General features: G+C 39.0%; 15 protein-coding genes. 9 read left to right on the top strand and 6 right to left on the bottom strand.

Annotated elements, in window-relative coordinates:
* Positions 1 to 69 precede the first annotated feature (69 nt).
* From ACT53H_RS02335 to ACT53H_RS02315, 5 genes are all read left to right on the top strand, one after another.
* A complete protein-coding gene (locus tag ACT53H_RS02335; protein WP_174758876.1) occupies positions 70 to 1098 on the top strand; it encodes a LysR family transcriptional regulator in 1029 nt (342 codons plus the stop codon).
* A gap of 175 nt (positions 1099 to 1273) precedes the next feature.
* Positions 1274 to 2059 carry an ABC transporter substrate-binding protein gene (locus ACT53H_RS02330; protein ID WP_353157294.1) on the top strand — a complete coding sequence of 262 codons (786 nt, stop codon included), beginning with the start codon at positions 1274 to 1276 and terminating at the stop codon, positions 2057 to 2059.
* Positions 2060 to 2150: 91 nt separating this feature from the next.
* Entirely contained in the window at positions 2151 to 2840 is a 690-nt protein-coding gene (locus ACT53H_RS02325; protein WP_013197222.1) for an ABC transporter permease, read from the top strand.
* Positions 2837 to 3550, top strand: coding sequence for an ABC transporter permease (locus tag ACT53H_RS02320; protein ID WP_476008508.1), 714 nt, complete (start codon positions 2837 to 2839; stop codon positions 3548 to 3550). The genes ACT53H_RS02325 and ACT53H_RS02320 overlap by 4 nt, the downstream gene beginning before the upstream one ends.
* A 9-nt stretch (positions 3551 to 3559) precedes the next feature.
* Positions 3560 to 4336, top strand: coding sequence for an ABC transporter ATP-binding protein (locus ACT53H_RS02315; RefSeq protein ID WP_004791189.1), 777 nt, complete (start codon positions 3560 to 3562; stop codon positions 4334 to 4336).
* 75 nt (positions 4337 to 4411) lie between these two features.
* On the opposite strand, the gene abeS is transcribed toward ACT53H_RS02315, so the two are convergent.
* From abeS to ACT53H_RS02295, 4 genes are all read right to left on the bottom strand, one after another.
* The gene (gene abeS / locus ACT53H_RS02310; RefSeq protein ID WP_004791191.1) at positions 4412 to 4741 is read right to left on the bottom strand and encodes a multidrug efflux SMR transporter AbeS; all 330 of its coding nucleotides are present in this window, start codon (positions 4739 to 4741) and stop codon (positions 4412 to 4414) included.
* A gap of 248 nt (positions 4742 to 4989) precedes the next feature.
* Positions 4990 to 5241: a YfhL family 4Fe-4S dicluster ferredoxin gene (locus ACT53H_RS02305; protein ID WP_004791193.1), complete on the bottom strand. Its 252-nt coding sequence runs from the start codon at positions 5239 to 5241 to the stop codon at positions 4990 to 4992.
* Positions 5242 to 5243: 2 nt separating this feature from the next.
* Positions 5244 to 6614, bottom strand: a complete 1371-nt coding sequence (trhP, locus tag ACT53H_RS02300) for a prephenate-dependent tRNA uridine(34) hydroxylase TrhP (RefSeq protein ID WP_476008507.1) — start codon at positions 6612 to 6614, stop codon at positions 5244 to 5246.
* A gap of 56 nt (positions 6615 to 6670) precedes the next feature.
* A complete protein-coding gene (locus ACT53H_RS02295; protein ID WP_476008688.1) occupies positions 6671 to 8137 on the bottom strand; it encodes an aminotransferase-like domain-containing protein in 1467 nt (488 codons plus the stop codon).
* 230 nt (positions 8138 to 8367) lie between these two features.
* On the opposite strand from ACT53H_RS02295, the gene ACT53H_RS02290 reads away from it, so the two are divergent.
* The gene (locus ACT53H_RS02290; protein WP_476008506.1) at positions 8368 to 9237 is read left to right on the top strand and encodes a PhzF family phenazine biosynthesis protein; all 870 of its coding nucleotides are present in this window, start codon (positions 8368 to 8370) and stop codon (positions 9235 to 9237) included.
* Positions 9238 to 9290: 53 nt separating this feature from the next.
* Here the strand turns inward: ACT53H_RS02290 and ACT53H_RS02285 are convergent, their stop codons facing one another.
* Complete coding sequence (locus tag ACT53H_RS02285; RefSeq protein WP_174732427.1) at positions 9291 to 10070, bottom strand: ferredoxin--NADP reductase; 780 nt, start codon at positions 10068 to 10070, stop codon at positions 9291 to 9293.
* Between the two features lie 101 nt (positions 10071 to 10171).
* On the opposite strand from ACT53H_RS02285, the gene tsaA reads away from it, so the two are divergent.
* Positions 10172 to 10906, top strand: coding sequence for a tRNA (N6-threonylcarbamoyladenosine(37)-N6)-methyltransferase TrmO (tsaA, locus tag ACT53H_RS02280; RefSeq protein WP_476008505.1), 735 nt, complete (start codon positions 10172 to 10174; stop codon positions 10904 to 10906).
* Positions 10907 to 10912: 6 nt separating this feature from the next.
* On the opposite strand, the gene ACT53H_RS02275 is transcribed toward tsaA, so the two are convergent.
* Positions 10913 to 12184 (bottom strand): MgtC/SapB family protein, encoded by a 1272-nt coding sequence (locus ACT53H_RS02275; protein WP_474770476.1) that lies wholly within the window; start codon positions 12182 to 12184, stop codon positions 10913 to 10915.
* A 289-nt stretch (positions 12185 to 12473) separates the two neighbouring features.
* Between ACT53H_RS02275 and tfpB the strand changes: the two genes are divergently transcribed.
* Positions 12474 to 14231 carry a type IV pilus assembly ATPase TfpB gene (gene tfpB, locus ACT53H_RS02270; RefSeq protein ID WP_174732310.1) on the top strand — a complete coding sequence of 586 codons (1758 nt, stop codon included), beginning with the start codon at positions 12474 to 12476 and terminating at the stop codon, positions 14229 to 14231.
* A 75-nt stretch (positions 14232 to 14306) separates the two neighbouring features.
* Positions 14307 to 14666 carry a NirD/YgiW/YdeI family stress tolerance protein gene (locus ACT53H_RS02265; RefSeq protein WP_312822608.1) on the top strand — a complete coding sequence of 120 codons (360 nt, stop codon included), beginning with the start codon at positions 14307 to 14309 and terminating at the stop codon, positions 14664 to 14666.
* Positions 14667 to 14737 lie beyond the last annotated feature (71 nt).

Genomic DNA, 14737 nt, shown 5'->3' with positions numbered 1-14737 from the left:
CACTATTCGTATTTTTATAACAATTGATGTGTTTGAATGAAAAATGCATGAATTGATAGGAGTGTGCGTGTGGATCTATTTCATGCGATGAGAGTATTTAACAAAGTTGTCGAAACAAATAGTTTCAGTTTAGCGGCTGACAGTTTAGGCCTACCGCGTGCTTCTGTGACTACAACCATTCAGGGTTTAGAAAAACATCTACAGGTTCGTTTATTAAACCGAACTACCCGTAAATTGAGTTTGACACCAGATGGGGCGGTTTATTATGAACGTTCTTCGCGAATTTTAGCCGATGTCGAAGACGTAGAATCAAATTTTCATGATTCGGAACGTGGACCGAGAGGCCGACTGCGTATTGATGTTAAAGCTTCGATTGGACGCATGATCTTAATTCCAATGCTCTGTGACTTCCATACACGTTACCCAGATATTGATTTGGTGATTGGAATGAGTGATCGTCCGGTCGATTTGGTACAAGATGCGGTGGACTGTGTCATTCGTATTGGTCAGTTGAAAGATTCAAGTTTGGTTGCACGTCGTATTGGAACAATTCAGTGTGTGACGGTTGCTGCACCGCGTTACTTGGCGGAACATGGTGAACCGAAAGTCATCGATGACTTAAAAAAACATCAGGTTGTGCATTACTTTAACAGTCGTACCGGACGCAATATCGACTGGGATTTTATGGTAGATGGTGAAATTCATAGCGTTGGTGTGAAAGGGCGTGTTTCTGTCAATGATGGTGATTCATATGTTGATTTGGCTGTACAGGGGTTTGGCTTAATTCAATGTCCATATTATATGGTAGCTAAACATCTGGAAGATGGCACACTCAAGGAAGTACTCACTGAATGGTTGCCAGCACCTATGCCAATATCAGTCGTATATCTACAAAACCGTCATCTATCACCTAAAGTGCGTGTGTTTGTTGACTGGGTAGCTGAATTATTTGCAGGTTGTCCATTGTTGAGTGGTTGCTCAATGTTATGGGATCAGAAATGTGAATTTGCCAGTGCCAAAGAACATAACCATGAATATACGATTCGGACATTGGTCGAAAATGAAAATATGGCAGAAGCTTATACACTCAAAAATTAGCTTCATATTTTGAGTGATTTTTCAACATTTAATCAGTTAATACAATCCACTGTTTAGTCATCTTCATAAATCCTTAATTTACTGGTATAGAAATTGCAATTATTTCGGCAGAAGAGTAATTTAGAAATACTCAAATTTTTATCACCTTATTTGGATTTTAAGGAGAAGCTTCAAGATGGCAAGCTTTATGAAAAAAATGTTCGTTTCAACAACCTTAGTTTTGGCTGCTGTTGCAACGAATGTACAAGCAAAGGATTGGAAGGTGATTCGTTTTGGGACTGAGTCCTCTTATGCGCCGTTTGAATATAAAACACCAGATGGCAAGTTAACTGGTTTTGACGTTGATTTGGGTAATGCCATTTGTGCAAAACTCAAAGCCAAATGTGTTTGGGTTGAAAACTCTTTTGATGGGATGATTCCAGCACTTAAAGCGAAAAAATTTGACGGTATTCTTTCATCAATGACGGTGACTGATGAACGTGCGAAACAAATTTTATTTAGTAGCAAAATCTACAATACGCCAACACGTATGGTTGCAAAAAAAGGCTCACCGTTATTACCAACAGCTGCATCATTGAAAGGTAAGCGTGTAGGGGTACAGCAGGGCACAATTCAAGAAACTTACGCTAAAGCTTATTGGGCACCAAAAGGTGTGAGCGTTGTTCCTTATCCAACTCAAGACTTGATTTACCAAGACATGATGTCTGGACGTTTAGATGCAACTTTACAAGATGCAATCATGGTTGATGGTGCTTTCTTAAAACAACCAAAAGGCAAGAACTTTACTTTTGTCGGTAGCAATGTGGTTGATGCAAAAACACTGGGTGTAGGCGCAGCGATTGGTTTACGCAAAGAAGATGCAGATTTGAAAGCCAATATTGATAAAGCTCTCGCAGCAATCATTGCGGATGGTACATACAAGAAACTCGAGAAAAAATATTTCTCCTTTAACATTTACTAATGATGTGAAAAATGTCGGCTGAGTGCCGACATTTTTAGATCTATTCTCATCTCATCAATATTAGATATTGTTTTTAAGGAGAAGATGAGTCATGTTTTTATCTGGCTATGGGCCACTCCTTCTCAGCGGAACATGGATGACCATACAGCTTGCGCTGTTGTCACTTTTGCTTTCTGTCATTATTGGCTTAATTGGTGCGAGTTCAAAACTCTCTAATATTAAAGCTTTACGCTATATTGCGACTGCCTATACCACGCTCATTCGTAGCGTGCCCGATTTGGTGATTATGCTGCTGTTATTTTATAGCTTGCAGTTAGGTTTAAACCAAATTACTGAAGCATTGCAAATGGACCAGATTGATATCAACCCATTCGTGGCTGGTGTGATTACTTTGGCGTTCATTTATGGTGCATATTTTACAGAGACCTTTCGTGGTGCATTTCAATCGGTTCCAACGGGTCAAATTGAAGCAGCAATGGCCTATGGTATGACCCCTTGGCAGGTTTTTCGACGTGTTTTATTCCCTCAAATGATGCGTTTTGCATTGCCAGGTATTGGTAATAATTGGCAAGTTTTGATTAAGGCAACCGCACTTGTTTCTATTATTGGCCTGACTGATATTGTAAAAATTACGCAAGATGCAGGTAGAAGTACCATGCAATTGTTCTTTTTCAGCATTGTGGCTGCTGCGATTTATTTGGCAATTACCACCGTATCGAACCTGATTTTAATGTGGCTTGAGCGTCGTTATTCTGCTGGTGTGAGGAAAGGACAATTATGATTGAAATCCTTCAACAGTATTGGCAGGCATACCTTTGGACCGATGGCCTACAAATGACCGGTGTCGCGATGACTGCTTGGTTATTGGTACTTTCTATTGGTATTGGGTTTTTGCTTGCTGTGCCTTTATCACTTGCACGAGTATCAGAAAATCTTTGGCTGCGTGGTCCAGTTTGGTTGTTTACCTACATTTTTCGTGGCACACCCCTGTACATTCAACTATTGATTATTTACTCAGGTATTTACAGCTTTGATTACGTGCATGAACATCAGACGCTCGATGCATTCTTTCGAGAGGGCATAAATTGCACCATTTTGGCATTCGCGCTCAATACTGGTGCATATACGACTGAAATCTTCGCTGGAGCGATTCGCTCTATTCCACATGGCGAGATTGAAGCTGCCCAAGCTTTTGGAATGTCAAAATGGAAACTCTACACACGTATTATCATTCCATCAATGTTACGCCGTGCTTTGCCATTTTACGGTAACGAAGTCATTTTGATGTTGCACGCGACAACCATTGCATTTACAGCCACTGTTCCAGATATTTTGAAAATTGCGCGTGATGTAAATGCGGCAACCTATGACACCTTCAATGCTTTTGGAATTGCTGCGGTGTTATATGCGATGTTGGCATTTATTTTGATTTGGATATTTCGAAAGTTGGAAAAACGTTGGTTGGCATTTTTAAAGCCATCGAATCATTAGGAGACATAAATGGAACACGTTGCAAAACTAGTGATTCGTGATTTACACAAAACATTTGGTGATCATGAAGTACTGAAAGGAATATCACTTGATGCAAATGCTGGCGATGTAATTAGTATTATTGGTTCATCCGGTTCAGGTAAAAGCACCTTGCTGCGTTGTATCAACTTTTTAGAACAACCGAGCAATGGCACCATTAAACTCAATGGTGAAAAATTACGCACAGTCTTTGATAAAAAAGGCAATTTAAAAGTGGTTGATCCAAAGCAACTACAAAAAATGCGTACTCAACTGATGATGGTGTTTCAGCACTTTAATTTATGGTCACACATGACAGTGCTTGAAAATGTCATTGAAGGGCCAATTCATGTGCTTGGTGTGAAGCGTGCTGAAGCCGAAGAGCGTGCGCGGAAATATCTACGCAAAGTTGGATTGCCTGAAAGCGTTGAGAATAAATATCCAGCATTTTTATCTGGTGGCCAGCAGCAACGTGTAGCGATTGCTCGTGCTTTGGCAATGGAACCGGAAGTGATGCTATTTGATGAGCCAACCAGTGCACTTGATCCGGAGCTGGTGGGTGAAGTACTCAAGGTTATGCAGAGTTTGGCTGAAGAAGGCCGTACCATGATTGTGGTGACACATGAAATGGGCTTTGCACGTCATGTGTCTAATCAAGTGATTTTCTTGCATCAAGGGAAAATTGAGGAGCAGGGCCATCCTGATGAAGTACTCAACAATCCGAAAAGTGAGCGTTTAAAACAATTTTTGACGGGCAGTTTGAAATAAGCTGCTCATACCGAGTAAGGTGAAATTTTTTAAAAAAGGATTTGCATCTTACTCGGTTACTTTTTTAATTATATTTTATAGATGAGTATTTTTAGAAAACACATTAATGATTACGATACCTGCAATCATTAAAGTAAGACCAATACAGGCCGCCAAGTCTAAATGCTGTTTGTAAAATATCCAGCCAATTGCAGAAATTAAAATAATACCCGCGCCCGACCAAATGGCGTATGCAATTCCGATTGGAATCGTTTTTAATGTCAGGGACAGTAAATAAAAAGCAATTGCATAGCCCACAACTGTAATGATGGATGGAATGGGAACAGTAAAACCTTGAGATGCTTTTAAAGCTGAAGTTGCAATGACTTCACAAGCAATCGCAATTGCTAAATAAAGATAAGACATGGGGAGCTGCGCCAGAATGAGTTTTAATCAATCTACATGAAATGTTGAAATGGTTTGGCAGTTTTAACGATTGTTTAATTTTTTTGGTACAAAATGTCCATTAAATCAAACTGAACTGATAAATTGATTTTATCACTAGCAAAGTGGTCTCAGCTATTTATTCATTTATTTAATCATTGAGCTGCATAGTCATTTAAGAGGAACAGCAACTTTAGTCTGATCCTCCATAGACTTTTTAAAAAGCTAAATTAGCTGAGTAAATTTAGGCCCTTAAATTTCTCTAGCAGTTGCTCTTTATTTTCAACATGCGCAGGGTCTGGTTTTATGCAATCGATTGGACAGACTGCCTTACACGTTGGCGCATCGTAAAAGCCTACACACTCGGTACAACGAAGTGGATCAATTTCATAAACTTTGCTCCCTTCAAAAATAGCAGTATTGGGGCATTCAGGTAAGCACATATCACAGTTAATGCAGTCACTTGTAATCAAAAGTGCCATGTTTAACTCGCTGAATAAGCTAAAGTTGATGCGGTAATATTTTCCTTAGCATGCGGCAAATTACGTACGAGTAGGGCATAACTAATGTCAACATCTTGTGAGAGTGGAATGTCAACAAAATGCCCTGAACCTTTAGCATCTGTAATTGGGTTACCTTTTAAATCACGCATCTCAGTTAAGGTAAAGGTGATGTTGCCTTGAGGTGTCATGAGTTCAAGAGAATCGCCAACTACAAAACGGTTTTTAACTTCAATGCGAATATAATCGCCATGACGTTCTAAAACCTCGCCGCAAAATTGTTGATAGTCAAAATGTGATGAACCATCAGCATAGTTTTGATATTCGCTATGCACATGCCGTCTTAAAAAACCTTCGGTATAACCACGGTTTGCTAAACCCTCGAGTTGAGACATTAAGCTTGAGTCAAATGGTTTACCTGCTAATGCATCATCAATTGCTTTTCGATAAATTTGAGCAGTACGCGCACAATAAAAATAGGATTTAGTACGGCCTTCAATTTTCAGTGAAGTGATGCCCATTTTTGTTAAACGATCTACATGTTGTACCGCACGTAAATCTTTAGAGTTCATAAAATAGGTGCCATGTTCATCTTCTTCGGCAGCAAACATTTCTTCATCATTACGTTGTACGAGTAAAGTTTGAACCGAGGTTGTTTCTGATTGTCCTGATGAGCAGCAAGACTTTTCTGAGGTGTTGAGCTGAGTAACAGGAATCACATCTCCGTTTGCATCTTCTTCAGTTTTATGCAACTTATAGTCCCAACGGCAAGCATTGGTACAAGCACCTTGGTTGGCATCACGTTTGTTCATATAACCAGAAAGTAGGCAACGGCCTGAGTAGGCCATGCATAGTGCGCCATGTACAAAAACTTCGAGTTCAATATCTGGGACGTGTTGCTGGATTTCTTCGATTTCTTCTAATGACAACTCACGAGATAAAATGACACGGCTTAAACCGTAATCTTTCCAAAACTTAACAGTGGCCCAATTAATAGCGTTGGCTTGGACAGATAGATGAATTTGCACATCAGGAAAATGCTCTCTCACCATCATAATCAAGCCTGGGTCAGACATAATAAGAGCATCTGGTTGCATCGCTATAATCGGTTTAAGATCACGAATAAAGTTTTTTAATTTGCTGTTATGTGGCTGAATATTCACCACAACATAAAACTTTTTACCCAAAGCATGCGCTTCATCAATACCAATTTTTAAATTGTCATGATCAAAAGCATTATTACGCACACGTAAACTGTAACGTGGTTGGCCTGCATATACGGCATCTGCACCATAGGCAAATGCATAGCGCATGTTTTTTAGTGAACCTGCGGGAGAGAGGAGTTCGGTTTTCATAGAATAAAAGGCATAAAAAATATATGGTTTTATTTTATTAACTCTATATTTTGGATTCAACCTACTGAATTAGTAGGGATTTGGCCTATATCTTTTTGCGCAGGTAGCATATTTTTTGCTAGTTCTCCTAACTGCATCAAAGCATTTAACATTTTAGGATTTAATTCGAAACACGCAGCTATACGTAAGCAGTGACTAAAACGTTTATCAGCCGAGCACAAAATTCCCGGCATACATAAGATTTTTTCATCCATTGCTTGGTGAAACAGTTCTAGTGCATCAATAGATTCGGGTAGTTCTAACCATAAAATAAATCCTGCTTGTGGGCGGCTGACTCGGGTACCGAGTGGAAAATAACGACATATATAAGATTTGATGGTATCGATTTGCTGTTGATAGCGTTTTTTGAGCTGCCGTAAATGTAGATCATATCCGCCATTCTCTAAGAAAAGTCCTAAAGTTTCCGTGAGCAAAGCCGGTTCAGCAACAGTGGTCGTAAATTTAAGTTGCTGCACAATATTACGAAAGCGCCCAGCTTCTAGCCAACCAATTCGATAGTCGGGTGCTACGGTTTTTGTATAGCTACCACACACCAAAACCCATCCATTTTGATCAAACGCCTTAATGTTAGGTAAAAGCGGTTCTGTCAGTTGCAATTCGGCGTACATCGCATCTTCAATGACAGGAACTTGAAACTGATTAGCTAACTCTGCCAAGCGACGACGGTTAGTTTCAGGCATGCTAAAACCGAGAGGATTGTGACCTGTTGGAATGGTTAATATAGCTTGTACACTTTTAGATTTTAACAGTTCTTCAAGAGCATCAAGGCACATACCTGTATGCGGCGAAGTCGGTACTTCTACAATTTTTCGGCCTAAATTATGAAGAAGCGGGTACAGGTTATGAAAAGTAGGAATCTCAAGAGCAATGCTGTCACCTGCTTGGGTGGTTGCCATAATCGCAAGACTCAAAGCTTCCATTGTGCCGTGAGTGAGCACAATATCATCTGCTGAAAGAAACATACCAAGTTGTAAACTTCGCCTCGCAATTTGTGTACGTAAACGCATAGAGCCGGGCGGTAAAGTATAGTTTTTAAAAATGTCTGGCTGCGTCCGTAAAACTTGAGCAGTTAAGCGTTTTAAGCGTTCAATTGGATAGAAGTTTTCACCTGTAGGACAAGCTAAGGCCAAATTGACATAGTCAGGATCCATCTGCTTTTTAACGATTTGTGCTAGAAAACAGCTAATTCCTGAAAGAGATACTTTTTCTTCACTGACATAACGCTCTTTGAGTTCTAATAAGTTTGAAGGCGCATGACAAACATAGTAGCCAGACTGTGGGCGAACTGAAATTAAACCTTGGTCTTCAAGCTGACGATAAGCTTCTTTTACGGTGTTAATGCTGACCTGATAATGATTTGCGCAGTCGCGAATTGATGGTAAGCGAGAGCCAATAGGCTGTCTGCCATTCTGAATTTGCAGGGTGAGGTCATCACTCACTTTTTTATATTTGTACATGTCAATTCATTAAAAAGCTAAAGCAATGGATACACTTTATAGGGATCTTATATTTAACTCAAATATAGTGATTGCTTTTGATTAGTTCATTTAACGCAAATCTAAACTGAAAAACTGTATCTATTATTTTTTATATTAACTGATACTGTGACCATTAAAAATAAATCAGTAAGATCAAAAAATGGTAAGGATTTAAAAGCCATAATTTTTAATTACAAAATCAGTAGGAGTGGTCTATGTCTGTTGTTGCATTTAAACAAGTTGATGTTTTTACTTCACAAGCATTTAAAGGTAATCCTGTTGCAGTCATTATGGACGCCAGTGCCTTAACATCTGAACAGATGCAGGAAATTGCGAATTGGACTAATCTTTCTGAAACGACATTTGTGCTCGCTGCGACCGATTCTCAAGCTGACTATCAGGTTCGAATTTTTACTCCACAAAGTGAGTTGCCCTTTGCTGGGCATCCTACAATTGGTACTGCCTATGCTTTGCTTGAAGCAGGCCTCGTGACACCTAAAGATGGTAAACTGGTACAGCAATGTGCTGCGGGTTTGGTGACTCTGACAGTAAGTGACTCAAAGCATATTTCATTTGAACTACCTAAGCCTAAAATTACTCCACTTGACCCAATGCACACTGAAAAACTGGCTGAAATTTTAAAATGTAAAATTAATACACAATGGAATGCTACATTGGTTGATGTAGGCGCACGTTGGATTGTATTACAAGCGGTGAATGCCGAAGCTGTTTTAGATAGCCAACCAGACTTTGCTGCTTTAAAAGAACATGATTTAGAAATGAAAGTTGGTGGAGCGACGGTTTATGGTTTTTATGAAAATAATGATGAGCAAAAACATATAGAAGTCCGCTCATTTGCTCCTTCTATTGGAATAAATGAAGATCCAGTTTGTGGGAGTGGTAATGGTAGCGTAGCTTCATTTATTCGTTACCATGAAATTTTGCCAGCACAAAATGATGTGGTGCTTTCTTCACAAGGTCGGGCTTTAGGCCGAGATGGACAGCTTCAACTTGAATTGCACCAAGATAAAATTTTAGTGGGTGGAACAGCTGTTACCTGTATTGATGGCAGTATCACCTTATAAAAAGAGATAAAAAAACCGAGGACTTTACCTCGGTTTTTTTATTTAGAAAAATCTTATTTTTCTACGAACGCACGTTCAATTACGTAGTCGCCCATTTCACCCATACGAGGTGATTCAACTAAACCATGTTGGTCAAGTAATGCAGCAACATCTTTTAAGAACGCAGGGCTACCGCAAAGCATTGCACGGTCAGTTTCACGGTTAAAACGTGGTAAACCAATTTTTTCAAATAAAGCGCCAGTTTCAATTGCAGTTGTTACACGGCCTTGAGTGTGGAAAGGTTCACGAGTAACAGTAGGGTAGTAAACAAGTTTGTCTTTAATACCTAATTCTTCAAAGAATTCATGGTTTGGTAATTCGTTCAAAATCAGGTCTTGATACGCTAGTTCAGAAATATAGCGTGTACCATGAACAACAATTACTTTTTCAAAACGTTCGTAAGTTTCAGGGTCACGAATAATTGATAAGAATGGTGCAAGGCCAGTACCAGAAGATAAAAGGTACAAGTTTTTACCCGGTAAAAGGTCATCATGAACCAATGTACCTGTCGGTTTTTTAGAAATTAAAATTTCATCGCCAACTTGTACTTTTTGCAAAATCGAAGTTAAAGGACCTTCTTGTACTTTAATTGAGAAAAATTCTAACTCTTCTTCGTAGTTTGCACTTGCAATCGAATACGCACGCATTAACGGTTTACCATTCACTTCTAGTCCGATCATTACGAACTGACCATTTTTAAAACGTAAGCTGGTGTCGCGTGTAGTTTTAAAACTGAAAAGGGTGTCATTCCAGTGATGAACATGAGTAATGCGTTCGACGTTAAAAGCAGCCATTAAAGGTCTCGATCACGATTAAAAGAAAACAGATTGCTATTCTAATCTAATTTCATTCCCGATAAACTGAATATATTTAATTGTGTTTATAAGAAAAAGTGATGATCAACTCTGTCACCTTCCCCATAATTGGCCACATGTGTTCCCCATATCGTGAAAAATTTGGCATTCCACGCCAGCCTAATTTGGTAAATATTGAGTCTTATATCGAAATGGCAGAACCTTATAATGACTTATTAGCATTTGAGGGAATTGAGCAGTTCAGTCATCTCTGGCTAGTTTGGCAGTTTCATGACAATAAAAATCAGGAGAGTGCAGATAAATTCCGTCCACAGGTTCGTCCACCACGTTTAGGCGGTAATGAGAAAATTGGAGTCTTTGCTACACGTAGCATGTATCGACCATCTCCAATCGGGCTTTCAGTTGTAAAATTGAATAAAGTGGAAAAAGTTGGTAAGTCTGTTCGGGGCTATATCACAGGAAGTGATTTATTAAATGGCACTCCAATTTTAGATATCAAACCTTATATTCAATATTCTGATGCAATTATTGATGCAGAAAGTGGTTATGCACATGCAGAACCTGAACGGAAGTCGGTCGTTTGGTCAGAAGCTGCGTTAATAGCGCAAAAATATTTTCTGCAAAATAATGAAATGAATTCACAGTACATTGATGAGCTTGAGCAAGTTTTATCTTTAGATCCTCGGCCTGCCTACCAAGAAGACGCTGAACGAATCTATAAAATGAAATTTTCAGACTTTGATATTCATTTTAAGGTCGATCAATTTGTAGTTACTGTCGTTGATGTGGTGAAGACTTCTTCGCTTGCGCAATAGAAATTTTTAAAACCAATGGATGTTGAGCCAAAGTAAACTAATAAAAATAGCCATATGAATGAGTTGGGCTGGAACGAAAGCAAGGGCATAGCGTAGCCCGCCCGAAATTGCAGAGTTCACACTTTTGGCAAGGGCATGAACTGCGAAACCTCCTAAAAATGCAATTAATAAAGGTGTCATATGCGTGCTATCAGGTTCACCTTGCACAATGACTGCCGCAATAGCTGCGTGTATTTCAAACAAAGAGCCAAGTAGGGTTCCAGCGATTAAGCCCGCATCTCCCAAATATAGACTTAGGCCATATACTCCAATCTGAATGAGAGTGAGTGTGCTGGCAATAATAATTGCTTCTTTTAAGCTGAACATTCTTGAGTCGAGTTCGGGCGAAGTTGTACTGGGCTCTGCTTTACGTAATAAAATGAAGGCCCAGATTGCTAAAACTACTAATGCAATAAGTGTAGGAAATATAATCAGTTTAAACCAAGCAAAGCTAATTCCAATCACAATAATTAAAGTTTGAATGAGTGTTGAAACGCAAGACATCAATGCAGCACCTGCATTTGTCGTTGCATTGGCTTTGCCTGAGCGTACCTCTAAGCCTAAACTGGCAATAGTCGCTGTACTAGAAACAAATCCAGAAGCTAAAGAAGAAAGCAACAAAGCATTTTTAGATGTCAAAAGCCGCTTTGCTATATGGGCGAGGGCTTGCACAAATAAGATTAAAGTCAGTAATTTTAAAATCACATGTGGATTTAGGACTGGCCCCCAGAAAGGCTTATTAGGTACTAAAGGCAGCGCTATTAACAGTAAGGCAAGTAGGAAAATACCATCACGTAATTCTGATTCAGTAATCCACTGACTGGCAATGCCATGCATAGATTGTTTAGCTAATAAAATAATCGTCATGATTACGGCAAGTCCAGCCGCCAATGATATATTCCAAATGCACAGCGCTCCAATAAAGTAAGTCATAATAAAGGCAAGTTCGGTGGTCACACCAGGGTCATTGGGCTGATTTTTGAGAGAGGCAATGCTGATCGCGCCAATAAGGAGAGCGCCTACAATTCCAATTTCAGTGCCGAATAAAAAACAGATGGCGCCTAATAATGAACTAATTGCAAAAGATCGAAATCCAGCAAACGTTTTGTATTCATGTTTAAGCTTACTTCGCTCACGTTCTAAACCAATTAATAAGCCACAACCGAGCGCCGCAGCAATCACGGTAATGAATTCTTCAAATGAAGTTGTTTGTAATGACATTGTCATTGGAAGCTCCATGTTACTTCCTCTTTGGTTTATTGTTATAAGTCGATTTGAATCGTTTTAAAAATCATATATTCACGTTCAGTTTATGCTTTTTATTATAATGAGCATAGTACCTTTTCTAGACAAAACCACATACACAGTTTTTTTATAAATGTGAACTATGACGCAAAAAAATATTAAGTTGAGAGTTGGTTTAATGATTTGAAGTTAAAGAATATTTAAAAGTACCGTTTAGCAATTTTGTGACGAGCTAAATCAAAAATATCTCTGCTATATTATAAAAATATATTGGGGATAACGCATGAATGCACATGTACAAATAGATACGTATTGGTGTCTAGAACAATTATTACAAGAAGGTCGTATTACAGAACGAGATAAATTACTGGTACAGTCAAGCCACCGTCAAAAAGACCAATTAAAGTGGCACCCATTACAGTGGATTGCACATTTTAATTTAAAAGATCAGCAGCACACACATGCTCATTTAAGTTTAAACCGCTTATGTTTATGGTTTGCAGATCTGGTTCAGCTCCCTTTATTCGTGATTGATCCTTTAAAAGCAGATGTCAGTGCTTTAACGCAAGTAATGTCACAAGAGTTTGCCATTCGCAATCATATTTTAGCTGTTGAAATTCGTGCCGACCGAATCGTGATTGGAACAGATCAACCATTTCAAACAGATTGGCTAACCAATTTAGAGCGGAGTCTAGCACCTAAAAAAATTGAGCGGGTATTACTTAACCCTGAACAGTTGCAACGCTATTTGCGTGAATATTATCAGGTCAGCCGTGCGGTAAATTCCGCTCAAAAAGATGCAGCTCATGAACGTGACACTAAAAATGTTGAAGCGCTTTTGCAGCTTGGTGATAGTCAAAATCCAGATGCAAATGATCAGCATATTGTGAAATTGGTTGACTGGATTTTACAGTTTGCATTTGAGCAGAGTGCCAGTGATATTCATATGGAACCACGTAAAGACAATGGTAAAGTCAGGTTCCGTATTGATGGTGTGTTGCACACTATTTATAACATGCCTTCAAATACACTGACCGCTGTGATTTCCCGAATTAAAATTTTAGGGCGTTTAAATGTAGCGGAAAAACGTAAACCGCAAGATGGTCGATTAAAAACACGGACACCTAAAGGTCAAGAAACTGAACTCCGTTTATCAACCTTACCAACAGCGTTTGGTGAGAAACTGGTCATGCGTATTTTTGATCCAGATGTGTTGGTACGTTCTTTTCATCAGCTTGGTTTTGAAGAGGGCCTCTTACAACAGTGGCAGCAATTAACAAAAAATAGCCATGGGATTATTTTAGTCACGGGGCCAACAGGTTCCGGTAAAACCACAACGTTATATTCTTCTTTAAAGCAGCTCGCAACAGATCAGGTTAATGTCTGTACCATTGAAGACCCGATTGAAATGTTAGAGCCTAGTTTTAACCAAATGCAGGTCAATAACGCAATTGAACTAGGATTTGCAGACGGTGTTCGTGCACTTATGCGACAAGACCCAGACATTATTATGATTGGGGAAATTCGTGATCAAGATACAGCGAATATGGCCATTCAGGCCGCACTCACAGGTCATTTGGTGTTATCAACTTTACACACCAATGATGCGCCGTCCAGTTTGACTCGATTGCATGATTTAGGTGTGCAGCCATTTTTAACGGCAGCAACTATTTTAGGTGTATTGGCTCAGCGTTTAGTACGACAACTTTGTCCACTCTGCAAACAGCAAACTCATATTAATGAGGATGAATGGCAACATTTAACATTCGACTACATTATGGATATGCCAGAAAAAGTTTATCAGGCAGTTGGGTGTGAACAATGTCGTCATACAGGCTATAAAGGGCGAGTCGGTATTTATGAATTTATGCCAGTTAGTCTTGAGCTTAAGCATCTTATTAGTAGCCATATGACATTAAATGATTTGAGAACGCAAACTAAAAAAGAAGGTATAGAACCCTTAAGAATTGCAGGTGCTCGTAAAGTGATTGATGGTCTTACAACATTAGAAGAGGTATTGCGGGTTGTGCCATTAAATTAACTTTTTCTTAAGATTCACCTCATCTATGCCTGTTGTACTTACGCTATTCCAAGATGTGGTTAAAAAGGTGATCTTATGAAAATGCTTAAAGCAATACTAATGACTACAGGTCTAACAGTTACTGGCGTAGCTATGGCAAATACACCTGTGAATCAGGCAGCAATTGCTCCAGCAACTCTGACAACTGTTAAGCATGCATTAACGGCGAAAGATAATACACCAGTCAAATTACATGGTCAGGTTGTAAAGTCTTTAGGTGATGAAAAATATCAATTTCGTGACAAGACAGGTAGCATTACAATTGATGTAGATGATGAACTTTGGCAGGGTCGTCCTATTTCAGCAAATACAAATGTCACTCTAATTGGTGAAGTAGATATCGACTATAAACCTTTAAAACGTGTAGAAATTGATGTGGATCAAGTTCAGTTTTAATTCATGAGTCTGTAGATCTACTACTTTTAGCCGCATTTAAATGATGCGGCTTTGCTTTTTTTATAAAGGCT

Source organism: Acinetobacter sp. DMC2 (assembly GCF_056314305.1).
The sequence above is the reverse complement of the archived record's forward strand: the minus strand, read 5'-3'. Positions and strand labels throughout refer to the sequence as shown.